This is a genomic window from Acinetobacter sp. Z1 (assembly GCF_024296945.1).
In the GTDB taxonomy this organism is placed as follows: Bacteria; Pseudomonadota; Gammaproteobacteria; order Pseudomonadales; family Moraxellaceae; genus Acinetobacter; species Acinetobacter beijerinckii.
In genome coordinates this window covers 2,734,872-2,760,434 of the sequence record NZ_CP101115.1, presented here as the reverse complement: position 1 = coordinate 2,760,434, position 25,563 = coordinate 2,734,872, and the positions used below count along the sequence as shown (strand labels likewise).

Below are 25,563 nucleotides of genomic sequence, written 5' to 3'. Positions count from 1 at the left end.
AGAAGAAATTAAGCTATAAAAATGAGCAATTATCTTCCCAGATATGAGCGTCAATTCTTCAATACTGCTAAACTAGCCAAACTCAGTGATATGTTGATCTGTTTTTGGAGTAAACAAAATGTCGTGGCTTTCTTCTTTAAAATCTGTTTTTTCACCCGCACAAGAGGTGAAGGAAGATGAAATTCAGACAGTTCTCCAAAGTTATATTCTGCCAAATTCTGAAAATGCACTCAAAGAGCGTATCAGCCAAGTCAATGTTCAAGGGCGTATTTTACAGCTCACTATAAATACATTTCCTGAAGAAAAAGATCATTTGCAACAAATCCATGATGAACTTGCAGATGCCTTAGAAAAGTGTGGTATTCAAGAGCTGAATCTCCATATTATTCAACAAAAAAATCCTGCTCATGGCGAGGCTGGACATAGTTGTTCATCTAAACCCAAAGCTGAAAATGCGAATTTACCTCCTGTGATGGATGCTTCACCAAAAGCTGAAGTTGATCCAAATAATCCACCAATACAAAAAGCTGCTCCGCAACAAAGAGATGTTGCTGCACATCCACGCATTCAAAATGTGATTTTGGTATCTTCCGGTAAAGGTGGTGTCGGAAAATCCACCACGACTGTGAATCTTGCTTTAGCACTACAACAGCTTGGTTTAAAAGTTGGTGTTTTGGATGCTGATATTTATGGTCCAAGTATTCCGACCATGCTAGGCAATGCTGGGCGCACACCACAAATCGAGAATGAACATTTTGTTCCTTTAGATGCTTATGGTATGGCTGTGATTTCGATTGGTCATTTAATTGGTGCGAACAATACACCTGTTGCTTGGCGTGGACCTAAAGCCACTGGTGCATTGATGCAATTATTTAATCAAACTTTATGGCCAGACTTAGATGTATTGGTGATTGACATGCCACCAGGTACAGGCGATATCCAATTAACGTTGGCACAACGTATCCCTGTTACAGGGGCAGTCATTGTCACAACACCGCAAAATGTTGCCTTGATGGATGCAGTAAAAGGGATTGAATTATTCAATAAAGTAAACATTCCTGTACTGGGTGTCATTGAAAATATGTCGACTCATATTTGTTCAAATTGCGGACATGAAGAACAAATTTTTGGTACAGGTGGCGGTGATCAGCTTTCTGAACAATATGATATTCCTTTATTAGGACGTTTACCCTTAGATGTAAAAATCCGTGAGAATGCAGATCAAGGTAAACCAAGTGTGATTGCAAAAGATGTCGCATCTGAAAGCTATTTAAATATTGCGCAAGCAGTTTTACAACAAATGCAAAAATTACCGCAGCGTCAGCGAGATGATAAACGTATCTTCTAAGTGATTGCATAACTAAAAGCCCGACGAAACGTTGGGCTTTTCTTTATCTGTAATGTTGAAAATATAACGATTAGTAAAATTTGGCACATGAATTGCTTCATCACTATTTTATTTTCGAGTGATGGTATGAAGTCAATTAAAAGAGCTGTAGGTTTTTTAGGATTGTGCAGTGCACTTTTATTGAGTGCTTGTAATGGTGATGATTCCCCCAAAGAGACTGAGCAATCACAAGTTAAATTACAACCTATTATCATTCAAGGTGCATTACCTGTCGAATCTGAACGTATGGCATCAAAATTAGACAACGTCAATGTTGAAATGATAGGAGAGTGGAAATTTTGGAAAGGCACTTATAAAGGTTATCCAATGATCATTTCTAAAACACGTATGGGAATGAGTAATTCAGCCGCTGCAACAGCATTAGCTATTCAACGCTATCAACCGATTGCGATTATCAATCAGGGAACATCAGGCGGGCATGATCCAGCTTTGAATGTATTTGATATTGTTTTAGGTAAATTCACTACCAATATAGGGGCATTTAAAACGCCAAAAAAACCGATTGGTGATGGTTCAAATGCATTGGAATGGAACGAAGCTTTTGATGTACTTCCTAATGATGAGTCTGACCCCGAGCCAATTGCGATACGAAAATTTGAAGCAGATCCAGAGTTATTAATTGCTGCTTACAAAGCTAAACCGAATTACAGCAAAGGGAAAGTGGTAGAAGGAACCATTGGTTCTGCGGATGTTTGGAATAATGAACTAGATCGAATTGATTTGTTGCGTAAAACTTATGGAACATCCGTTGAAGAAATGGAGGCTGCATCTGTCGCTCAGGTTGCACATCAATTTAATGTCCCATTCATTGGTATTCGCATTTTATCAAATAATATTACAAACAATGGAGCCTATAACCCCGCGACTGGTGAAGCGTGTCAAGATTACGTGCTGGATGTCGCAGAACAATTTATGAAAGCTAAAAATGAAATAAAGTAGTTTAAACGTAAAGAAAGAAGAATGTTAAATCACTTCTTCTTTCTGAAGTTTAGAGCGGGCTTTCCAGTTTTTAATCACAACCCAACGCCAAAATAAATGAGTCGCAAAATAAAAAATAATGGCAAATAAAATAGCTTCAATCACTAATCCTGAAACCAATATTTTTGCAAGACTAAAATCAATATGCCCATGACCAAAATTTTTTAACCAATTGATAATTTGATGAAGAACGCCTAGTAACATATCTTTATTAATCATATGAACGTGATAGATCTTACTGCCAAACCAAAACCCGAGGTAAAGAATAGGCACTACGGTAAAAGGGTTCGTCAACCATGCCATACATAAGCCAATCGGTAAATTCACCTCAAACCACAGTACGGTTAAGATAATAAAAACACTGTGAAACGGGACAGGTAAAATGCCCCAAAAAGTACCAATAAACATGGCTTTAGCAATAGAGTGTCGATTTACATACCATAGCAGCGGATTTAGGGTTCTTTCGCCAAATATCCTCATAAACTTAAGACGAGCGACTTTTTCCGATGATGGAAGCCACTTCTGAAAGAATTGCTTAGGCATAAAGTTAAAAATAGATCTTAAAGAATCAATATATGGCGATAAAATAACACTATTTACTTATTAGAAGCTTAAAAAGTACTGAAACGTGAAATTGTCTGCTGAAAGTGATTATCAATATTCAAGATAATTTGTGTTCATAATATACAATCTAAATCACATGACTCAGTAGTAGAGTGGGCTTGTAATTGATAAAAACTAAATAAAATAAAAGCTTGCGTTAATCGCCGTCATAAGTGCTTACAGTTATTTTTTTGCTATAGATTTGTAATTGGATTAATCTGAAACTATCTCTTAGTGAGGTCATTCAATGATTTCATGGTTTTTTATTGGTTTAGTTATAACCATTCTCCTAACACCAGGTCCAACCAATACTTTACTTGCATCTTCAGGGATACAAGTCGGTTTGCGTAAGTCTTTATTATTGATTCCTGCCGAAGCATTGGGCTATATCATTGCAATAAGCGCATGGGGTTTCTTAATTGGTAAAGTATCGACTACCTTACCTTTATTGCCTACTTTTCTGAAATTATTGAGTGCTTGTTATATTTTATTCCTTGCCTTGAAATTATGGCGCACAGCAGACCAAGAGGTTGTATTAAATCAACCGACCATCCGTCCAAGAGAGCTTCTCTGCGCGACTTTACTCAATCCTAAAGCACTTTTATTTGCCTCTGCCATTTTTCCAGCAGCCGTTTGGAAAAGCCAAGAACTTTACATTGCTCACATGAGCACATTTGTTGGGTTAATTTTACCAATTGCAATGTTCTGGATTTGTGTTGGTGCAATTTTAGCGACCAATAAAGTGACATGGCTATCGCAAGCTAAACTTCAAAGAACTGCATCTATCGTGTTGATCAGTTTTGCGATTCCTATCAGTTATTCTGCCCTTAGTAATTTATAAATTAAATAAACACCCTGACGTTGACATATCAATAAGGGGTGTTGTTTTCATTAAAGTCATTTTAAGTTAAAGTAACCGCCAATCATTAACTTAGATTTTGGATAAAAGTCATGGCAATAAAATCTGATCGTTGGATTCGTGAAATGAGCGAAAAACACGGCATGATTGAACCTTATGCAGAAAATCAAGTTCGTTTCGATGAAAACGGAGAAAAGCTGATTTCTTATGGGGTATCTAGCTATGGCTATGATGTCCGTTGCGCACGTGAATTTAAAGTATTTACGAATGTTCATTCCGCGATTGTTGATCCAAAAAACTTTGATGATAGAAGTTTTATTGATATTGAATCTGATGTTTGTATTATTCCGCCAAACTCATTTGCCTTAGCGCGTACAATCGAATATTTCCGTATCCCGCGTAATGTATTAACCGTTTGTTTGGGTAAGTCAACCTATGCGCGTTGCGGTATTATTGTAAACGTAACCCCTTTAGAGCCTGAATGGGAAGGTCACGTTACACTTGAGTTTTCAAATACAACAAACCTTCCTGCACGAATTTACGCAGGTGAAGGGGTGGCGCAAATGTTGTTCTTTGAAAGTGATGAAGTCTGTGAAACCTCATATAAAGACCGTGGTGGTAAATACCAAGGTCAAACGGGTGTGACATTGCCAAAAACCTAACAGTTATTTACATTCAGCAACAATCATTATTTTAAAAGATTGTTGCTTTGAGTATTCGTAAATTAATTAATAATATTTTTATAAACATAATATTACGGTTGAGTGTTATAAATTAATATATCTGTTCATTCATCGGAAAGAACTTTATTTACCTAAATTATTTTGCATTTGTGTAAATTATCAGCATAATGAAAGTTGATTTTATATAGGTTAAAAGCCTGTTGTTTGAGTGACGTTAGGATACGTACTTTTTCTCTATCAAAGGGAATCACTCGGAAGGAAGTAAGAAAAATAACGATGGTGCGGAGCATCGCGTAACAGGAAGGTCAAGATGACTACACTTAGTAAGGTATCATTTCAAAAAACTGTTTTAGCGTCTTTAATTGGTTTATTCTTAAATCAATCTGTTTTCGCGCTTGAAGAAATTTCTGATGAAAGTTTAAGTGAAACTACCGGTGAAGGTATCGCATTTTTGCCTGAAAATTTTGCAATGGTTTTTCGTGGTGAAAATGCAGGAAATGAAACTGTAGCAAATATTGTAGCAGATCGAACTAAAGATACCGGTTACATCCGTTATATCCCAGTAGGGCCTTTGTCGTCGTCAGCACCAGCAACTGCAGGTAAAGCTGATTTGTTTCTATATGGATTATCTGTTTCTAAGGGTGATGGTAATTTAAATAATCGTTTAGGTGCGGATCCTACCATTAGAAGTTGGGGTACAGCAGATAATCCATGGTTATTTAAGGTGCAAACAGATTCAAATATTCCAAACTTTGGTAATACTGTTACGCCAGCGAATAATTGTACAACGACCCCTGATAATTGTAAGGTTACTTATTTGGCGTTAGAAGCGCCACGACATGAATTTTATGCTCTCAATTATGCCGACACCACTAAAAATGTAAGTAATACTATTCCAGTGTCAAGTGCAGCAGGTGCGGATGCATATAATTTAAAATTAGCTTTCTGGGCAGATGCATTTGTTCGAGATCCTAAAAAAGCTGAAGGTGCATCTGATCAATTTGATTTAATTTCATCTGGTAGAGCAAATCGTTTACGGTTACAAGCAGTTTGGGATGGGCTAAGTATCAATGGTAGTCAAATTCAAATGTTTCAAACTTTGGGAGGGGCGGTTGCTGGGGCTGGTGGAGGTTATATAAAAGATACTTCATATAATAATACTTTAGGTTTGGCAGGTGTTTTACGTTTCAATAGTGGTGATACACGAGCAGATGGAACGAGTGGGTTTAAAGCAAATATTACGACGACTGGCGGCACAGCTGCAACTAGCTCATATGTGGATGATGCTGGAAATGTAATCACTGGCTCTGCGGATAATACTTGGATTAATCGTTATTCTCCTTCTGTAACAACAGTTCCGGGTGGGACAACAACCGCACAAGGTTCAACTAATTGTAATACACCTGGTGGTTCTGCTGCATTTGTTTGTAGTTATCAGATCAGAAGCAGGACTACTCGCGTAAGTAATGCTTATGCAAATGGTACTTGGACCACTCCTAGTCTTGTTAATAATGGAGTTTTAAGATTTAGTACTAGAGAAACAGGTGCTGTACAAGGTAAATTGGATTCTCCAGCGATTAATGGTGTTACTGCTCCAACCTTTGATGCAAATGAAGGTCTTTATGCATATGGTGCAAATATTAACTTAGTGCTAGGAACACTTTATCAGCCTTTAATGGTTAATAAAGACGCGACTAGTAATAACTTAGTGCTAGAAGTCGCTGCCATACCCAATAAACCTGATTTATATAAGAAAATATATACTGCTTATGCTGGGAATACAGGATCTTTGACAACTGCTCAAATTGCCGAATATCAAGGTTCGACTTGCAGTGTTTATGCATGCGGTACTCCAATCGTAGTTAATGGTGTTAAAACATATCAAGGCGTTAATGCCACTCATAGTAGTATTAGTATTGGTAGTACACAGTATGATCCAAACACTGGGTTAATGACAGCTTATAAGGGTGCAGATGCAGTTGGTGTTTCTTTTGGTGCGTTACCTACTGGAACGGTAAGCCCAACAGGACAAAATTATTATTATTATGAATTACAGAATAGAGAACGACGTCGAGGTGATAATAATAACTGGCGTTACTGTACAAATGCTACTTGTAGTACTTTAAGTAATAACGCTGGCGCAGGTCTGAAGTTTAATAGTCAAAATGCAGCTTGGAAAACAAGTACAGGTACATCGCTTTATAATCCTACTGTCCCTCAAAATGGATATTCATATAGCGATACGACTAATGGAACACCTTTTGCAGTACCTAGTGCTGGTTCTTTACCACAAGCAAATAGTTCATGGGATGCTGTAAATAAGCAATGGGTTAGTAGATGGGATGGTACAACATGGAGTTCTAGTAGCCCAGCGGCTCTTGGTAATTTTGCCAATGCTACCATAGGTGATGTGCAGCAGGCATTGAGTAATACTCAATTTACCAATTTAGGTTCGGCAGTAATAGATGGTATGTTAATTCAGCATATGAAAATAACAACTAAAGGGCTATAAGGAGACAATAATGAAAATATTCTTATCGGCTTCAACTTTATTGACAGCTACCCTTTCATTTGCTGGATTGCAGCCCTTAGACAATGAAGCATTACAACAGGCTCAAGGGCAGGGTGGCGCTGATTTATCTTTAGTATTAAGTTTAAATCATGGAATTAATGTCGATGGAACAAGTACGAATACTATTTCAAACTTTTGCCAAATTAATTATGAACAATGCCGTTTAGCTTTATCTTTAAATAATCGTTATAGCAATGGTGATTATATTGATCGCGTGACGGGTAAAGCTTATACCCAAAATGGTGTTGAAATTGTTAGTGGCAAGCCAACGGGCGATAAGTTATGGTTAGTTTTTAAAGGTATGCAAGGAACCATAAATTTACAAAAAGTTGGTCTTGATGGTGCGGATTTAACTTATACACAGAAGAATAGTTCTTCAGTCATAGTTAAGCCGGCTATTCAATTATCGTATGATCCTACATTACCAATATTAATACGTAATTATGGATTTGCCTCTTTAGCAATTGAACAAGATAGTGGGAATATACCAGGTTATTGGTTGGGGTCAGCGAGAACTGACTCGAGTGGTTTAGCTATACCTGCTTACAATGGTGGTTCAGGTTTAAAAAAATTCACTAACGGGAAATATGATTATAGTTCAGGTGCACCCAGTGGTTATGGAACTAGTTCATTTGATCATGGTCGAGAAATTGGCTTTACTGGTTTAAATATGAATGGAAATTTAGCTTTAGCAGGTACTGTTAAAATTTTTGGCTGTGATGGTTCTCATCCTCGATGTTAAGTCATTAAATTGGATGAATATTGTTAAATTCGAATAATAGGATGAGGACTAAAATGAAAGGAATCAATAGAAATAAGCCAAAAGTTTTTTTTGCCTTAAGTGTACTTTCGACAAGTTTAATATTACTTTCTCAATCCATTTATGCATTGCAAGCATTAGAGGATCAGGATTTACGAGCAGTGAATGGTCAGGATGGTTTGCATATAAACACGACCTATGGAAGCGGCATTTATGGCATTGATAATGTAACCACGGGTATAGATATAGATGAGTTATATTGGCAAGATCGTGCGGGTAAACCAAACTCAATTACTGGTGAGCATATACTAAATGCTTCTGCAAAAAATATTAAAATTCGTGATGATAATGATGATGGAAAACCCTTAGGTACAGACTATAAAATTAATATTGGTAGTCAATCAACGAACTCTGGTTTAGATTTAGCAATAGAAACAAATCATTCATTAATAACAGTGGATAGTTTTCAGATTTGTCAAAGTACAGGTTGTACAAACAATGATAAATCATTGGGTAAAATGGCAATTCAATCAACTTCACCAATCGGATTGCATTTTAAAGCATCTGATGGTCTTTTTAGTAAAAATGGAACTGCTGATTTCAATTTGGGTTTAAGAAATACTAATATTTATTTAGGTCAATCAGTTTTTGGTTCGGCAACAAACTTAAATCAACTAATTCTTAAAAACTTTAATTTTAACTTTGATGGTAAGGGTAAAATGTATGTTGATAATGCAAAAGGTTTGTATCTTGAGACTGGTACTAGTGGATATGTAGACTTTATTCGTGCCGCTGATGAAGGACTGTTCAGTGCTAGTGGAGTTACTGTAGGTAGTTATGCACAAGGCGGTAAACCAACAAACTCTGGTTTGAATTTAGAGTTTATGGTGAAAGCTAATGCTGATGGTACTAATAATGGAAGAGATTTATATAAACTTGATACAAACAAAAATCCAGTCAATGCCAAAGGTCTAATAAGAGTGGGTGCTAGTGGTCGGATGGTAAATGGTTATTTACAGGTTCGTGGTACGGATGCCACTGGTAAACTAAATCCTACTGATACAACTGCTGGAAATATTTTAGGATTTGCAAATTCTGCGACAAGTGCAAATGAAACGACTAATACCGTAATGGGAAGTACAGGTATCGGTTTTCGCATGCGTGGAGAGTTTACAAATAAAACTGATAATTTAGGTGGAAATGCAACTACATTAGAGATAGGCGGTGCAGGGTTAAATACATATGGTTTTGAATTTAGCAATTTATCTTCATTAAGATCAAATTCTACAGATAGAGCATATTTTGATAGTGGTAATATTTATGTAAATTTGGCTGATACAAAAACATTATTAATGCCTAAAAATTATACTTTTCAAAATAGTCGTTTTGGAGGAGTTAGTACCGATAAACTTACAAGCGATGCTGACTATATTCAAAGCATACATAAAGAAACTACGACTAACCCTTATAGTGTTGTTATGGCTATCCGTGGTGGAGAGTTTCAAGCTATATCTCGCCAAGGTCGATTCACAAATAGTGCTACAGATGGGTCGATACTTGTACCTCAGATTAATGAACACAATGATAACACATGGGGTTTAGCATTACCTTTTTATAATTTGAATAGTAATATTGCAGTATATGGTACTGAAGTTCCTGCAAATACAGCTATGTATTATACGCTTTTTAATGGTCAGCCTGTTTTAAATGTAGTTGGTGGAGCTAGTAGTAATGCACAACGCTTAGGTTTCTCTTTAGCGATGAGTACAGAAGGAATTGATAAGGATACATCAAATCCTGCTATAAATTTAGGCAATAAAACAACATCCATTCTTGTGATAGATGGAGCAAATAATCCAAGAGTTAATAAACCAACTGATTATTACATGGGGATCCGTAATATAGATATGCTATTAAAAGGTACTGGTAGCATTGGATTAGAAAATGGCAGTATGAATGTTAGTTTAAAAGATATGCTAATAGTTATGGCTGGAGAAATAGCTGCTGGCTATTTACCTGGCGCAGAGTACAAAACTTGTCCTGCGAATGCTGTGCGTTGTTCTGCTCTTTCTGATAATTTTGCTCGTAAAGATGATGCTCTTTTAGGTATAAAGTTACGGTTAGGTGGGAGTATGGATTTTTCTTTGATTCCTAATAGCCAAGTAAGATCGGATAATATGGGCAATCGCTTGAATATTGTGGGTGATTTCACCTTAGATGAAACTAAGAAAAATACGATTCAATTAAGTGATCCAGCTGATGGCTCTATTTTGGGACTAGATAATTTGTCAGGTAAGTTGCGTTTTAATAATGCGATTGTAATTGGTCCAAATAGCTCAGGCGAAGGTGTTGTGGGTTTTCATACAGGATTAAATATCAATCCAGAAGGAAATTTAGCTGGCGTTTTACGGGCTAAAGATATGAATTTTTATCCAGCGAGTGGTGCTGCTCAAAGATTGGGCGAAATGGCGATAACAGGTGGTACACTCACAAGTCGTTTCAATATAACGCCAAGATAAAGGATTGGAGAAAAATAAAATGAAATATTTAGCAATTTGTGTTTCTTCAGTACTTTGTGGATTTTTATCCCTGTCAGTAGAAGCTAATACAATATCTGTACCTCATAGCAATAATGTTATTGAGGACCAGCTAACTAAACATTCAAACTTGGTCAAGTTGAATGATGAGGAACTATCTCAAACACAAGGGCAAGCCTTGTTTAATTTAGAATATCTAGCTGCAGGTCAAGCAGGTAATCCATATTCAAGTGCAAGCAATATTGGCTTTTATACATTAAGTATGGAAGCTGAAGTTCGTTTAAATGCAAATATTAAAAATTTGCAGGTTGGTTGTGGTGGTGTTAATGGTTCTAATGGATGTGATTTAGACATACAAAATTTTTCATTAGGATGTATTACTAATACTGCTGGAGTCTGTATCACATTACCGAAAACCTATGCAATCCAACCCAATGGTGTCGCTAAAGCGAACTTTGGTAGTGGCGCGATGACAACAGCACAAGAAGCATCAGGTTCTATACCTACCTCTCCAATGAATTCAGGATTACAAAATTCAGGCGCAAGTGGTGATGTGACACAAGCTGCAATGAGAGACTTTGTAATCAATAACCCTTTCTTCCAGTTTGCTATTCGTAATCCAGATAATGCTGCTATACGAGAGGTCATTGGGCTTCGTATTGGTGGTGCTCAAGTAAGTGGTCCAATGAGTTTTGGGAGTTTAAATAGCTTCAGTGGATACTTAACTGGGCAAGCCAATTTAGATATGCAAGAAATGGGCAAAGGACGAAATCCTAACTCTGTTGCAGTCACATGTGGACCTTCTACTGCACCTTGTAAGGGGTCAGGAAACCACGCGACTGGCGTAAATGCCTTTGGATTGGATGGAGATCAAACTCTAGGTTTAGCAAATGGTAGAGAATGTGTTTTAATTTTTATTTGTGAAGAATATAGAAATTTAAGAGTTTCTTTTGATGGTGTTCAAAAAACTGGATTACCTGTAGCTGTTAATGGTAATCGTGTTACACAGGCGATGGTATCAAATCTTGAACTGAGTAATGTCGTTGATTCTATTGCAAATTCATTGAGGTTCGAAGATTCCGCTGGTATTAATGAAAATCTATTAAATTTAATTAAAGGTATTATCATTGGTAATGTAAAAGATAATATTAAAAATCAATTGGCTACAGGCTTAGGCACCACGGTAGCGAATCTTAATAGTTATGTGATGCCTTATAATTTAAGTAATGTACATCAATTAGAAGTGGATTCACCTGTGTTTGGTATAGCCTTATCAAAAGAGGCGTTACAGTATCCAGGATATGTTGCAGAAGTACCTCGTGGATGGAGTATGTATATTCCTGATGGCTTTACATTAAATATTAGTGACCCGACAACGAGATTGGTAAGTAATATTGTAGCTGGTGCGGGTTCGAGTGGTAATATTGCTCTTCTTCCAGCTCCTTACCGTAACTGTTATGGAAGTTTAACTTTCTGTTAAATAGATTTTGTCATTTATCGGATTTATTAGATATTTTGATATTGATAGAAATTTAAGTATGGTAAAGTTTGATTGAATTTTAATCATTGCTCTTAAGGACTAGAACGATGTATAAAAATAAGAAAATATGGGGTTTGTCATTATTATTGATAAGCCCATTTACAATTGCAATGCAGCCTATGGATGATACCAGCCTAGCTTCAACTGTTGGGCAAGATGGCATAAGTATTGCGATTAGTAATTCGAAAATTGAATTTAATCAAATTTCAGTTATAGACAATGACGGTTTTTCTTATGGGGGATACACTGCCCCTAATTATACTGGTCGCGCTGGTTTGGTTATTGCTGGAATAGCAGGTCAAACACCAAATAATGCGTTGAAACCAAATCCTGTTGCAATTGTTGGTTTAGATTCAAGTAATGCAGATACTTTATTGCCTACTTTAAATGCTATTATTGATAGTGATAAAGGAGTCGGTACTAAAGGAGCATTTGTTAATATAAATTTATCTTTTAGTGGAAATTATAGCGGTTTCAGGATTAAGCCTTTTTCTATTTACTCTGCAAATTCTAGTAATTTATCTAGTGTTATCGGTGGAATATATACTAAAAAAACAATATTTGATGTTGGTTCAGCAATTAAGCTTCAATCAGGTGTTAAAGAAATATTAAGGGTAAATGATAATTTAGATATCAAATTCATAGCTTCAAATAAACCAACCGTAAATCTCCAATTCGGTGCAGCGCCGCAAGGTCATATGGCTATGTTTGGAGGGGCTATCGACTCTATATGTGGTTCTACCGCTAGCGGATGTAATGTGATGTTAGTATCTGATTATACAACGGTAAATGACTCAACTACGGCGCCAATTGGTGCGAGTTTTGATTTTCAGTTAAAAGCAACGAATAGTACTACAGGATTTCGTTTGAATGGTTTCTATGGTGGTATTGAAGGTCAAGCTGGTGCAGAAGCTGGTGGGTTTGTATTTGGTAATAATGGTGTAACAGATCAATTTAATCTTAATTTAAATAATATTAAATTGGGAAATGCAGCTGATAGTGCTAATTTTAATGGATTAAATAATGGTTCTATCGGCAGTTTAGGTATGGTTGGTACCTCTATCAGTAATCTGAAAATGAAAATTAGCGGTATGTAGTCAATCCTGATGTTAGATTTTAAAATAGGGAGTGTAACTCCCTATTTTTGATTTAAGTATTCAAGAATTTTATCAAGCTGCTTTTCCCGCTTTACCAGATTCCATAATTCTTGAGCTTCAGGATAAGCTTTGGTCATCATGCCTAACCATTGTTTATAACGACCGATCATTCCAATTTCAGTTTTAAATTGTCCACTCAGAAAACGCTGTTGAAGCTCAACCAAGTCTTGCCAATATAGGACTGGAGTATTCTTATTTTCTCGGATACATAAGGTCAAATCTGGTGTAGTCACAGCCCCCCGACCAATCATAATATCTTGACAGTGTGATTGTTCTATACAAGCTTTTGCATCGGTATTACTCCAGATTTCACCATTCGCAATCACATTTATTTTGAGTGCTTCGGTAATCGGTTGAATCTTTTCCCAATAAGCGGGTGGGGTATAGCCATCTGCTTTCGTTCTAGCGTGAACGGTTAGCCAACTTGCACCTGCATCTTCAATAGCATACGCATTATCTAAGGTGTGGTTTTCATCTAAATAACCGAGACGCATTTTTGCAGAAACAGGGATATGTGTTGGAACGGCATCACGAACGGCTTTGACTAAGAGATGGACGGTTTCAGGTTCGTCTAACAATACAGACCCACCACGATGGCGATTGACTGTTTTAGCAGGGCAACCGAAATTAAGATCAATCGCAGGCGCGCCTAACTCAACAGCTTTTGCGGCATTTGCAGCCAACATCTCTGGGTTATTACCCAAAAATTGTACATGAACAGCTGTACCCGCTGCTGTTTTACCGTCATTTTTAAGTTCAGGGCAGAAGCTATAATAAATATGATCTGGAAGGATACTATCAGTTATACGAATGAATTCTGTCACGCACCAGTCGAAACTGCCAACATGTGTGAGCACATCACGCATAATTGGATCAGTTAGACCTTCCATTGGAGCGAGTACAAGTTTCACGGAGCATTACCTAGTCAAGCAAAAAAGGGTTTATACGCATTTTAAGATAAGCTGTCTAGTGTTTATTCAAATGTAAAAATTAACGTCCTAAAATCATCTCTAAAACAAACTTACTGCCAATAAATCCAATGGCGAGCAGTACAAAGCCTGTGATGGTGAAGCGAATCGCTTTGCGTCCACGCCAGCCAAATTTGTAATGACCAATCAGTAGCGCACCGTACAAGAACCAAGAAATAATACTAAAAGCTGTTTTATGTGCGAGATGTTGAGCAAAGAAATTATCAATTGTGAAAAAGCCAAATAATAGAGCGGCAGTAAGTAAACCAAAACCTGTAATGATTAAATCAAATAATACAGATTCCATGATTTGAAAAGGGGGAAGTAGATTGACCCAAATACGTTTTTTTTGTTTCTTTTTAAGTTCCCGATCCTGAAACCAAAGCAAGACAGCATGAATAGTTGCCATCAAAAGCACTGCATAAGCAGATAAAGATAAGATGATATGTAAATCTAAACCAAAACTATGTTGTTCAATAATTTGATTAGGCTGACCTAGCGCAAATCCTAAGATTAAACCAAAAGCTGCAACTGGCGTACCGATCAAGTTCAATGGCAAAATAGGGCGAATCAAACTCAGTATTAAGCTCAGTAATAACATCAACCCTGAAGTAAATGACATCAGGTTAAAGACATCGTAATTCACCCCTAAAGGAGTCAACATGTCTTGGTATAGTACTGTACCATGTAGTATCAGCCCTAGACCCACCATAAGACCATAACACCATAGATTCGGACTACGTTTTGACATCAAATGTATAAACAAATACCAAAAGGAACTGGTATACGCTATAAGAGCCAAAACGGTATAAACCAAGGGAAGACTGATCATGTCAAACCTTTTTCAGGAGTATGAATAATATTCGCCATATAAGATATAAATTCGCTTCGAACTACAGTATCCTATAGCATCTTACGCATAAATTTTCTATTTTAAGAAAGATTTTTTTGCAACTAGCCATTTTAAGCGGATTTCGCAATGTTTGATACCTTAACAGAACGACTCACACAGAGTTTAAGAAATGTTACTGGCTCAGGGCAGCTGACCGAAGACAATATTAAAGATACCCTACGTGAAGTACGTATGGCACTTCTTGAAGCCGATGTGGCGTTACCTGTAACTCGTGAGTTCATCGCGAAGGTTAAGGAAGAAGCACTTGGTCAAGAAGTAATGACTCAGCTTTCTCCTGGTCAGGCATTTGTAAAAATTGTCTATGATGAACTCACTAAGATGATGGGTGAGGCGAATGAGACTTTAGATTTAAGTGCAAAACCGCCTGTTGTTGTACTTCTTGCAGGTTTGCAAGGTGCGGGTAAAACGACAACGGCTGCAAAATTAGCGCGTTTTCTCAAAGAGCGTCAAAAGAAAAAAGTTATGACTGTTTCTGCCGACGTGTATCGTCCAGCAGCGATCAAACAGTTAGAAACTGTATCGAATGAAGTCGGTGTTGGTTTCATTCCTTCTGAAGCATCTGAAAAGCCAATTGATATTGTCAATCGCGCTATTGAGCAAGCAAAAATCCAGTTTGCAGATGTCTTGATTGTCGATACAGCAGGACGTCTACATGTCGATGAAGACATGATGGACGAGATTAAACAATTACATGCTGCGGTGAAGCCGACAGAGACTTTGTTTGTTGTTGATGCGATGACAGGTCAGGATGCTGCGAATACAGCAAAAGCATTTAATGATGCCTTAGCTTTAACAGGTGTGATTCTTACTAAGACCGATGGTGATGCGCGTGGTGGTGCAGCACTTTCTGTTCGTGCGATTACTGGCAAACCAATCAAGTTCTTGGGTATCGGTGAAAAACTAGATGCGCTTGAGCCATTCCATCCAGATCGTGTTGCGCAACGTATCTTAGGTATGGGTGACGTACTTTCTTTGGTCGAAGAAGTTGAACGTAAAATCGACAAAGAAAAAGCCGAAAAAATGGCGAAAAAATTGCAAAAGGGCGGAACCTTCAATTTTGAAGATATGCTGATGCAGTTTGAACAAATGAGCAAGATGGGCGGCATGATGGGCTTCTTAGATAAGTTGCCTGGTATGAGCAATTCTGGCATTCAAGATGCGATTGAAAAGGCCAACCCAGAAAAGCAAGTTAAACGTATGGAAGCCATCATTCAATCAATGACGATCAAAGAGCGTCGTAATCCTGATTTGATGAATCCTAGTCGTAAAAAGCGTATTGCAGCTGGCTGTGGTATGGATGTTGCTGAAGTGAATAAGTTAATTAAGCAACAAACACAAATGGCGAAAATGATGAAAAAATTTGCCAACCCATCAGGTATGAGCAAAATGCTGAAATCATTAGGCAATATGCAAAAGCAATTTGGTGGTGGCGGAAATATGGGTCCTTTATTTGGTAATAATGAACCAAAAAAATAAAGTTCATGAGTTATTAAGAAAGGCGCGTTATGCGCCTTTTTTATTTATATAATCGAGTGATGGGTTGTTTAAATTTAATACAAAAAATCTATATCTAATTTTTGATTAAAAGATAATACTTTTTATTAAGTCTATGTTTATATTAAAATTAGTGTTAATTATGTCACATAATTTGAAGAATAAAGTATTTATTTTACATAGTGAAAATGCTGATCCTGAACAGCATTGGTACATTTGGCTTGAAAAACAACTCAAGAGTGAAAATGTTGAGGTTGAACGTGTTTTTTTAGCAGATGCGTATCATCCTGAAGCTGAGATTTGGCAAACTTGCTTAGAAGCTCAACTCAAAGGAATAAATGAGCAAAGTATTGTGGTGGCGCATGGGCTTTCATGTGTAGCAGCTTGTCGATTTTTAGCAAAAAAACTCAAACAAAATACTGTGATTAAAGCTGGCTTGTTTATTGGTGCATTTAACGAACCCATCGCAAAACATGCCGAATATGATTCATTTATACATCATCACTTTGAAAGTAATATCTTGAGAAGCAATATTCTCAGACGATTGGTATTCTTTTCGAGCAATGATCCGATTGTGCCAGTGCCACTTACCTTCAAGTTTTCGAATTTATTAAATGCTCAACTCATCGAGGTCGCAGAAGCAGGGCATTTCCGTGCTGAAGATGGCTATACTGAGTTTTCGCAGTTATTAAATATACTTCAAACTTTAATCAAAGCCGAGTTGAGTTGAACATAGTGTTGTAAGCCTTTAAGCAATAAATCTGATTCGACTTGAGGTTGATGATGATTTAGAAATTTGGCAAATAATGCAGCATCACCACCAGTTAAAATCAGTTTTTTGGGCGATTGATGCATAATTTGATCAATGGTGCTGATGAGACCCAATAAAATGCCATGATGAACTGCATCAACCGTATTATGGCCGGGGTTTAAGTTGTCAAAAGCTGAATCTGGAATCTTAATTCCTTTAGTATTTTGAATTAGTGAGTCTCTTTGCAGATACAAGTTTGGCAGAATATAACCACCTAAATGTTGTAACCCTTCGGTCAAATCAATAGTCAAGGCAGTACCACAACCAATAACACAAAAGTTTTGATTCGTTTGTGCCATCGCCAAAACTTGAAGCCAACGGTCGATTCCAAGTTGACTTGGTATATCGTAACCGCATTGCAAGCCAGCGTATTTTGCATGAACTTTGGCAAAGATTATTGGAATATCCAAAATATCGAGAATCATCTGAATACGTTGGTTATTTTCTGAATCGAGAACGGAAGAAATCCCCACACGACTTAAATTCTGATGTCGAAAATGCTGTATTAATCCGAGTAATAAATCAGCAGGCGATTGAAGATGTAATTCTGCTGCATGTTCAATGACATTGTTATGTTCGGTAATCCAATATTTTAAGCGGGTATTACCAATGTCCAGCCATAAACTTTTCATAAGATGGTTATTTCCTTAAGTCGAAGCCAGACGCATACGCCCTTGATAAAATGATTGAGTTTTATCGGTTTTGATTATAACAGCACCATCATTTGAGATTCCAAGAAATATGCCTTGAATCTTAGCTTGTGTATGTTCAAATTCTACCTTTTGATTTAACCAAATCGCATGGTGATTAAAACGTTCTGCTAAATTATAACTACCATGATCGAACCATTGAGCAGCTTGTTGAATCGCTGTGTAGAGCTCGGCAATTATTGTTAAACGATCAATATGATGTAATCCTAGCATTGCTAAAGAAGTAATAGGTTGATCTGCATTCTCAATGGCTGGAGTGTTTAAATTAATTCCAACACCAATAATTGCTTGATTGGTCGAGAGTGGCTCTACCAAAATTCCGCCCCATTTGCCTTGTGGACTATATAAGTCATTTGGCCACTTGACCTGTAAATTCAAACCTTGCAGACTTGGCATTTGTAGAATATTTAATGCAGTTTCAAGAGCAAGACGCCCATCTAGCACATTTTGAGTTTGAATGAGAGCACTAAAATAAATATTCCCATCAGGTGAAGTCCATTCACGCTGATGCTGTCCCCGACCTTGTGTTTGTTGTGCGCTACATACGAGTGCAGTTGTGATACCCTTCTGAGCAATTTCACGCAAGTCATCATTTGTTGATGTTGTGATTGTTTTCAACAACACCACTTCAGGAAATTGGTTTTTTGCGTGTAATTGTTGCTGTAGCTGACGTGTAGCGAAATCATCCATCATTTTTACAAGTAGAGTGGTCATGTGTTTATGGAGTTAATCATATATTTGCTGATTGGCGCAATTGCTGGATTTACTGCGGGGCTATTTGGTGTAGGTGGTGGTCTAATTATTGTGCCAATTTTATATATTGTCTTTACTCAGATGCATTATGACCCAAATGTGATTATGCATATTGCAGTTGGAACATCGTTAGCAACCATTATTGTGACCTCGATTAGTTCAGTAATGGCACATCATAAAAGAGGTGCAGTGTTATGGCATGTTTTTCGTAATTTAGCACCTGGACTCGTGCTTGGTTCATTTTTAGGTGCAGGTGTTGCAGATATGATGTCAGGACAGCATTTACAATTAGTCATTGGGATATTTGCTGTTTGGATGGCGTATAAGATGTTTAGTGGTGCGAATGCGCTGGTTGATCCGAATCGACATTTACCATCAGCGTCTTTACAGTTTGCAGCAGGTGGTGGAATTGGTGTTGCTTCGGCAATTTTTGGTATTGGTGGTGGCAGTCTAACCGTTCCATTTCTTAATCGTCATGGAGTGATCATGCAAAAAGCTGTTGCGACATCAGCTGCATGCGGTTTACCGATTGCAGTGGCTGGTGCATTAGGCTTTATGTGGTTTGGAGCTAAAGAAAAAATTGAAGTGCCAAATACGATTGGTTATGTGCATATTTATGCTTTTCTCGGAATTAGTGTCATGAGTTTTATCACGGCAAAATTTGGAGCAAAAGTTGCACATCGATTATCAGCAGCGATGTTAAAGAAATGTTTTGCCGCTTTGCTTGTGGTGGTTGGCTGCTATTTTATTTACAAAGGTCTATTTTAAAAATTTTAAGTGATCAGCCCATAATGCACTTCAATGGTTGCAATCAATGTTTCGACTAAGAGAAGAACATCATCTTGTTTTCTAGCATCTATAAAAAATAAAGGATAATTCAATTTCCGATTAGCGAGCCATTCTCTATAGATTGAAAGCGTACGTTCAGGTTTGCGATCAATATGGGTAATGGCAATCACGATGTTATTACCAAAAGGTTGGAAAGCTTGAATATATTGGTCTAAATCGAGCAGTGGATTTTCTGCTGCATGGTCAATCATAATAATTGTTCCGATTGCACCTTTGCAGATGACTGCCCAAATAAAATCGAAACGATCTTGACCTGGTGTACCATATAATCCAACTTTGACACCATCATCCAAGGTTAGTTCACCATAATCAATACCGACTGTCGTAAGTAACTTATGGTGAGAAGCAAGGTCTGTGTTGAGCGCTTCAGTACTTACCACCTCCACTTCAGATAAGGTTTTGATCGCAGTTGATTTACCTGATCCCATCGTCCCACCAAAGACGATTTTGTATTGATGTAAAATCATATATATCCTTGGTTTAAAGTTAAAAACCTAAACGATGACGAAGACGACCAAACAGTTTCTTCATAAAGTGTTGTTCAGTTTCGGTTTGACTATTTTGAAGCTGATATTTAGCCTGCTGATCTTTAATTAAATGTCCGAAATTGGTTGCTAAGCACGCAGCAATAAAGTGGCGAACTTTTTGCTCAGAAAGATTTAATTGTTTCGCAACAATTGAAATTTTAGCACCTTGGGCAAAACAAGCTGACATGCGAAGAACATCTTGACGATCCATTTTAATTAGTGGTTGTGGCCAAACATCAAGATAAAAACTAGAAGCTGATTGAGGACAAAGTTCTTCGAAATCCATAGATGACCAAAGCAGATTCCACAGCCATTGTTTTAAATCTTGTTGACCACAATCGGTAATCCATTGTTGATCATTTTGAGTTGCATACGTGTAATTTAGGCTAGGGTCTGTCTGAAATGAGTTAAAGTCAGGATATTGCCAAAGCCATTCGCTACGAGGGTCAGCAATTGCCAATAAACCATTATTATCGAATATTTGGATTTTTCCATTTTTAGGATTCTGGATTTCCTGTAAAATCTCTTTGATTTGTTTGCGGTGAAATGTATTACTTGGGTTTTGATTAACGCTTGCTGATTCAGAAGATTGAATTGAGGGTTCATTCAGGTGATCGCTGAGCCAATGATGTAGTGAGTGAAGATGATTCAGAGGAAGATACAAAGTTCCATTTTCAATAGAACTATTTTTATCCACATCATTTGCAATTTGTAGCACATTAATACTACTGTTTTTGATTAGACTTTTAATGTTTGGTGAATCAAAAAAGATATGATTAATCATTAATATATCAAGTTGTGGTTCAGCAATATTACTCCAATTCACTTGCACATGACTCGGCACCACTGTTTGTATTTGTTCTTTTAAAGTATTCAATGTTCTGAGACTTAGCCCAAAAATTGCAATATTGACAGCTTGGTGGTGGACGCCCATGCGCTTTCTCAAAATATGATTGCTGATCTAGCAACAGATGACTGGTAAATGTGTTTATTTTAATAAAAATATTATTTTATGTGATTTATATCAACAAAAAACAGATGAATAAATAAATCTTTCAGATATTCGGTTAGCAGCATTAAAATCTTTTAAGTAGTTGATCTTAAAGTGTTGAAACACTACTTTTTAGTATAAATAATACTCAAATTATAATTTTTAAGGTGGATTGGCTTAAAAAGCAATAAAATTGTCTGACAATGATATAGAATTTATCAGGCGAGATCAGTTAAAACAAAAAAGCGCAAACAGCATTGGACAATGCGTATAACAACGATAGCGAGGGGCTCATGAATCTCGAAGAGGCTGATAGTCTTTCTGAACAGATTGCAAAATATATTAGTGAACAAATTATTAGTGGTGAGCTGGTTGAAGGCGAACGCATTCAAGAGTTGCGTATTGCGAAAGAATTGGATGTGAGTCGTGGTTCTGTCCGTGAAGCATTGTTATTACTAGAACGTACTTATTTAATTGAAATTTTTCCACGTCGTGGTGCGATTGTTTCTGAAATGTCGGCGCAACAGGTAAAGGCTTTGTTTGACACCAATGTGATGGTGCTTGGACATATTGTGCAGCGGATCAGTGAAACTTGGCGAGTAAATGAAGCCGAACAGTTGCAAGCCTTATTAGATCAATTGGTTGAATTCGTTAGGACTGGAGATATTGAAAAATTCTACGATGCAATTTTCAAATATTTAGCAGATCAACATGATATGGTGGCAAATCCATACATGATGCAATTTTATAAAGAACTATTGCCATCACTACGTCGTAGCTATTTTTTAACCTTGAATACTTCGCGCAGAGAGCTACAAGAGTCCTTTACTCTGTTTAAACTGGTGATTGATGCTATTTTGATCCGAAAATCACAACAAGCTGCTTTATTTATGGAAGATTTTTGTCGACACTTGCGCAACCTTGTGTTGGAATCTCTGACACGTATGAAACAGATTGAATTGGCTTGGGCTAGACGCTCACGCCGCTAGTTAGGGCAGTATGCGTTTAAGCAGTTTAAAACTTTCAGGCTTTAAATCTTTTGCCGATAGTACAACATTACATTTTAAAGCCAACCGCACCGCTGTCGTTGGCCCAAACGGTTGTGGGAAATCGAATGTTATTGATGCGATTCGCTGGGTTATGGGCGAATCTAGTGCGCGTCAATTGCGTGGCGGTAGCATGCAGGATGTTATCTTTACCGGGACAGCCAAGCGTAAACCCGTTGGTGTCGCTAGTGTAGAGCTTCGTTTTGACAATACCTATGGCAAGCTCGGTGGTGCTTATAATGCCTACAATGAATTTGCTGTTCGTCGTCAAGTCACGCGTGAAGGTAAATCTGAATATTTTCTCAATGGTACTCGCTGCCGCCGTCGTGATATTACCGATATTTTCTTGGGTACAGGTCTAGGACCACGTTCTTATGCGGTGATTGAACAGGGCATGATTAACCGCCTAGTCGATGCCAAGCCAGAAGAAATGCGTATTTTTATTGAAGAAGCGGCTGGCGTTTCTCGTTATCAAGCACGTCGCCGTGAGACTTTACAGCATTTAGAACATACAGAACAAAATTTAGCGCGTTTGGACGATATTGCGGCTGAATTAAAATCACAACTCAGAACATTAAAACGTCAGTCAGAAGCCGCGATTCAATACAAGACTTTAGAAGGGCAGATCCGTACATTAAAAATTGAGATTCTTTCGTTTCAAGCCAATCAAAGTCAAAAGCTACAACAAGAATATACGGTTGAAATGACGGCGCTGGGTGAAAACTTTAAGTTGGTTCGTTCTGAGTCACAGACCATTGAACACGATCTTGAAGCAACCAGTGCTTTATTCCAACGCTTAATACAGCAATCTTCACCTTTGCAGCATGAATGGCAACAGGCCGAGAAAAAGCTGTCTGAATTAAAAATGACGTTGGAACAAAAACAGAGTTTATTCCATCAAAATAGCAGTAGTTTGGTTCAACTTGAACAGCAAAAATTACAAACCAAGGAACGTTTACAATTATCAGAGTTACAGGTCGAAACTTTAACGACTCAATTTGATGAGCAAAACGAAACCTTACTTGCCTTAGAGCAGCAAACACAAACGGCTGAGCAAAATTTTAGTGACGTTCAAGCGCAACACAAACAAGCACAACAGCAATTTGAACAACTGAAAACTCAAGTCGATCAGCAACAACAAAAAAAGTTGCAGATGGCTGCACAAATTGAACAGCTCGGTAAGAATGTGCTGCGGATTGAGCAGCAAAAGCAAACACTGCAAACACAAACCACTCAGATTTGTGCTCAGGTTCAGGATGAAGAACAGGCGCAGTTAGAACAATTGCAGCAGCAACTGCAACAAGAAATTATTGCATTAGAAACTGCGATTGAACAATTACAGCTGGATGTCCAGACACAGCAAGATCAGCAACAGTCGAACAAAACTGATCTGCAAAGCCTGAAAACAGAAATTCAGGTTTTATTGGCTGAACAAAAGAACCTAGATAAGCTTGTCGCAAAGCAAAGCCCGAAGCAGGATCAACATGTAGTTCGATTGATGCAAAGCCTATGTTTAAGCGCTCAAGCTAAAGCGCATGCAAACATTATTGAGAAGTTCTTGGTCAAATGGTTACAAGCGCAGTTGCTTGAGAATGGGCAAGCCTTCCAAGAGGGTATCTCACGACAGTTAAAATCATCACAACAACAGCCTATTCAAGTTGCAGGGCTGACCTGTTTGAGTGAATGGATCGAGGCACCACAATCTTCTTTATGGGCGAATGTAGCGCTTGCAGACAATTTAGCTATAGCATTTGAATACCAAGCGGATCTCCAGCAAGGCCAATCGATTTTGACGCTTGATGGTTATCATGTCGGCGCTGATTGGATGATTGGTCTGCATTATGATGAAGATAGCCAAACTGCGCAGGGCATACTCAGCCATCAAGTTCGTTTAGAGGAAATTGAACAGCAACTTTCACAGAAACAACCGCAGTTAGTTGATCTTGAACATCAATTCTCAAAACAACAGCAAACGTTGCAACAACAGCAACAGCACTTGCAGCAACAACAACAAAATCTGAAGCAAAAGCAAAAAGAGCTGCAACAGCTAGATGTGCAAATTGCCAAACTACAAAGTATGGCACAGGCCTTTGTATTGCAGCAACAGCAATTAGCAGATCAACTAAAACAGCTTGATCTACAGCTTGAAGAAGATGCGATGCAACGGGATGATCTGGAAATTGATCTACATGCGTTGGTAATTAAATTAGAAACGGTATTACCCAATTACAAGACCTTGCAGTTTCAGGTTGAACATCTCAATGAACAGTTGGATGAGCAACAACAGCAGTTGACTCAACAACAACAGCAACGTGAAGCTTTGCGTCGCCAGACTTCGCAAGCCAATCAGCAAATTGAGTTGTTAGAGAAAGATATCTCGTTCCTAAAAACACAATATCGTCAAATTATCGAACAAATTGAGCAGGCGAAGAAGTTTGTTGATCCGATTCAGCTTGAACTACCAAATTTAGAGTCACAGTTTCAGCAGCAATTCCAGCAAACAGAAAAGCTACAGAAAACATGGAATGAATGGCAGCTAGAACTGAATCAAGTGCAAGAGAAGCAGCAGCAACTCACAGAACAACGTCATCAAGCTCAACAGAAAGACGAGCAGGTACGTGAGCAGTTGGAACAAAAGCGTTTAGCGTGGCAGGCTGTAAAATCAGATCGTGAGCATTATTTGGAACAACTCAAGGAGTTGAATGCAGAAGTTTTAGCTGATCTGTCGATTGAAATTAAAGAGCATCAACAAAAACTGGAAAAGGCTCAGCAGCAATTTGAAAAAATTGGTGCGGTGAATTTAGCGGCTTCACAAGAATATGAGGAAGTGGCACAGCGTTTTGATGAGCTGAGCCATCAAATGCAAGATCTACATAATACTGTTGACCAATTGAAAGATGCCATGAAAAGCATTGATCAAGAAACACGCAAGCTATTTATGACCACTTTTGATCAGGTGAATCAGGAATTACAGTTGTTGTTTCCTAAGGTTTTTAATGGTGGTGAAGCAACGTTAAGCTTGGAAGATGATTGGCAGTCTGGAGTGAAATTGATGGCAAGACCGCCAGGAAAGCGTAATAGTTCTTTGGCACTATTGTCTGGTGGAGAAAAAACCTTAACTGCATTGGCTTTGGTTTTTGCCATATTTCGATTAAATCCTGCACCATTCTGTGTTTTAGATGAGGTTGACGCGCCACTTGATGATGCCAACGTACAGCGGTATTGTAATTTGGTAAAAGAGCTTTCTGAACAAGTGCAATTCATTTACATTACACATAATAAACTGGCGATGACCATGGCAACGGATTTACTCGGCGTGACCATGCCAGAACCAGGTACATCAAAATTAGTGACTGTCGATTTAGAACAGGCAAAAGAATACGGGTTAGTTGCGGAGTCATAGT

21 protein-coding genes are annotated in these 25,563 nt (G+C 37.8%); 14 read left to right on the top strand and 7 right to left on the bottom strand.

Features of this window, described 5'->3' with window-relative positions:
* Positions 1-118 precede the first annotated feature (118 nt).
* Together apbC and NGC85_RS12985 are read left to right on the top strand one after the other, a co-directional pair.
* Positions 119-1,348, top strand: a complete 1,230-nt coding sequence (gene apbC / locus NGC85_RS12990; protein ID WP_254731712.1) for an iron-sulfur cluster carrier protein ApbC — start codon at positions 119-121, stop codon at positions 1,346-1,348.
* A 126-nt stretch (positions 1,349-1,474) separates the two neighbouring features.
* Positions 1,475-2,347 carry a 5'-methylthioadenosine/S-adenosylhomocysteine nucleosidase gene (locus NGC85_RS12985; RefSeq protein WP_254731710.1) on the top strand — a complete coding sequence of 291 codons (873 nt, stop codon included), beginning with the start codon at positions 1,475-1,477 and terminating at the stop codon, positions 2,345-2,347.
* 24 nt (positions 2,348-2,371) lie between these two features.
* Here NGC85_RS12985 and NGC85_RS12980 read toward each other — a convergent pair whose 3' ends face one another.
* A complete protein-coding gene (locus NGC85_RS12980; protein ID WP_254731708.1) occupies positions 2,372-2,929 on the bottom strand; it encodes a DUF2062 domain-containing protein in 558 nt (185 codons plus the stop codon).
* Positions 2,930-3,236: 307 nt separating this feature from the next.
* Between NGC85_RS12980 and NGC85_RS12975 the strand changes: the two genes are divergently transcribed.
* From NGC85_RS12975 to NGC85_RS12945, 7 genes are all read left to right on the top strand, one after another.
* Positions 3,237-3,830 (top strand): LysE family translocator, encoded by a 594-nt coding sequence (locus NGC85_RS12975; protein WP_254731706.1) that lies wholly within the window; start codon positions 3,237-3,239, stop codon positions 3,828-3,830.
* A gap of 110 nt (positions 3,831-3,940) precedes the next feature.
* Positions 3,941-4,510, top strand: coding sequence for a dCTP deaminase (dcd, locus tag NGC85_RS12970; RefSeq protein ID WP_004663684.1), 570 nt, complete (start codon positions 3,941-3,943; stop codon positions 4,508-4,510).
* A gap of 331 nt (positions 4,511-4,841) precedes the next feature.
* Positions 4,842-7,043, top strand: coding sequence for a hypothetical protein (locus NGC85_RS12965; protein ID WP_254731704.1), 2,202 nt, complete (start codon positions 4,842-4,844; stop codon positions 7,041-7,043).
* Between the two features lie 10 nt (positions 7,044-7,053).
* Entirely contained in the window at positions 7,054-7,845 is a 792-nt protein-coding gene (locus NGC85_RS12960) for a hypothetical protein (RefSeq protein WP_254731702.1), read from the top strand.
* A gap of 53 nt (positions 7,846-7,898) precedes the next feature.
* Positions 7,899-10,382: a heme utilization protein gene (locus tag NGC85_RS12955; protein WP_254731700.1), complete on the top strand. Its 2,484-nt coding sequence runs from the start codon at positions 7,899-7,901 to the stop codon at positions 10,380-10,382.
* A 19-nt stretch (positions 10,383-10,401) separates the two neighbouring features.
* On the top strand, positions 10,402-11,880 hold the full coding sequence (locus NGC85_RS12950) for a hypothetical protein (protein WP_254731698.1): 1,479 nt from the start codon (positions 10,402-10,404) through the stop codon (positions 11,878-11,880).
* Positions 11,881-11,987: 107 nt separating this feature from the next.
* Positions 11,988-13,037: a DUF6160 family protein gene (locus NGC85_RS12945; RefSeq protein ID WP_254731696.1), complete on the top strand. Its 1,050-nt coding sequence runs from the start codon at positions 11,988-11,990 to the stop codon at positions 13,035-13,037.
* A gap of 41 nt (positions 13,038-13,078) precedes the next feature.
* Here NGC85_RS12945 and NGC85_RS12940 read toward each other — a convergent pair whose 3' ends face one another.
* Positions 13,079-14,008 carry a tRNA-dihydrouridine synthase gene (locus tag NGC85_RS12940; protein ID WP_254731694.1) on the bottom strand — a complete coding sequence of 310 codons (930 nt, stop codon included), beginning with the start codon at positions 14,006-14,008 and terminating at the stop codon, positions 13,079-13,081.
* A gap of 79 nt (positions 14,009-14,087) precedes the next feature.
* Positions 14,088-14,897, bottom strand: a complete 810-nt coding sequence (ccsA, locus tag NGC85_RS12935) for an inner membrane protein YpjD (protein ID WP_005057613.1) — start codon at positions 14,895-14,897, stop codon at positions 14,088-14,090.
* A 147-nt stretch (positions 14,898-15,044) separates the two neighbouring features.
* Here ccsA and ffh point away from each other — a divergent pair, with 147 nt between their 5' ends.
* Together ffh and NGC85_RS12925 are read left to right on the top strand one after the other, a co-directional pair.
* Positions 15,045-16,454: a signal recognition particle protein gene (gene ffh / locus NGC85_RS12930; protein WP_005057611.1), complete on the top strand. Its 1,410-nt coding sequence runs from the start codon at positions 15,045-15,047 to the stop codon at positions 16,452-16,454.
* Positions 16,455-16,614: 160 nt separating this feature from the next.
* Positions 16,615-17,202, top strand: coding sequence for an alpha/beta hydrolase (locus tag NGC85_RS12925; protein WP_254731692.1), 588 nt, complete (start codon positions 16,615-16,617; stop codon positions 17,200-17,202).
* On the opposite strand, the gene NGC85_RS12920 is transcribed toward NGC85_RS12925, so the two are convergent.
* Complete coding sequence (locus NGC85_RS12920) at positions 17,172-17,915, bottom strand: pantothenate kinase (protein WP_254731690.1); 744 nt, start codon at positions 17,913-17,915, stop codon at positions 17,172-17,174. The genes NGC85_RS12925 and NGC85_RS12920 overlap by 31 nt on opposite strands.
* Positions 17,916-17,930: 15 nt before the next feature.
* Entirely contained in the window at positions 17,931-18,707 is a 777-nt protein-coding gene (locus NGC85_RS12915; protein ID WP_254731688.1) for a biotin--[acetyl-CoA-carboxylase] ligase, read from the bottom strand.
* A 6-nt stretch (positions 18,708-18,713) separates the two neighbouring features.
* On the opposite strand from NGC85_RS12915, the gene NGC85_RS12910 reads away from it, so the two are divergent.
* Entirely contained in the window at positions 18,714-19,514 is an 801-nt protein-coding gene (locus tag NGC85_RS12910) for a sulfite exporter TauE/SafE family protein (protein WP_254731686.1), read from the top strand.
* A 5-nt stretch (positions 19,515-19,519) separates the two neighbouring features.
* Here the strand turns inward: NGC85_RS12910 and NGC85_RS12905 are convergent, their stop codons facing one another.
* Together NGC85_RS12905 and NGC85_RS12900 are read right to left on the bottom strand one after the other, a co-directional pair.
* The gene (locus NGC85_RS12905) at positions 19,520-20,062 is read right to left on the bottom strand and encodes an ATP/GTP-binding protein (protein WP_254731684.1); all 543 of its coding nucleotides are present in this window, start codon (positions 20,060-20,062) and stop codon (positions 19,520-19,522) included.
* 19 nt (positions 20,063-20,081) lie between these two features.
* Positions 20,082-21,056 (bottom strand): hypothetical protein, encoded by a 975-nt coding sequence (locus NGC85_RS12900; protein WP_254731682.1) that lies wholly within the window; start codon positions 21,054-21,056, stop codon positions 20,082-20,084.
* 350 nt (positions 21,057-21,406) lie between these two features.
* Between NGC85_RS12900 and NGC85_RS12895 the strand changes: the two genes are divergently transcribed.
* Together NGC85_RS12895 and smc are read left to right on the top strand one after the other, a co-directional pair.
* Positions 21,407-22,102 carry a GntR family transcriptional regulator gene (locus NGC85_RS12895; protein WP_005056644.1) on the top strand — a complete coding sequence of 232 codons (696 nt, stop codon included), beginning with the start codon at positions 21,407-21,409 and terminating at the stop codon, positions 22,100-22,102.
* Positions 22,103-22,112: 10 nt separating this feature from the next.
* Positions 22,113-25,562 carry a chromosome segregation protein SMC gene (gene smc, locus NGC85_RS12890; RefSeq protein WP_254731680.1) on the top strand — a complete coding sequence of 1,150 codons (3,450 nt, stop codon included), beginning with the start codon at positions 22,113-22,115 and terminating at the stop codon, positions 25,560-25,562.
* Position 25,563 lies beyond the last annotated feature (1 nt).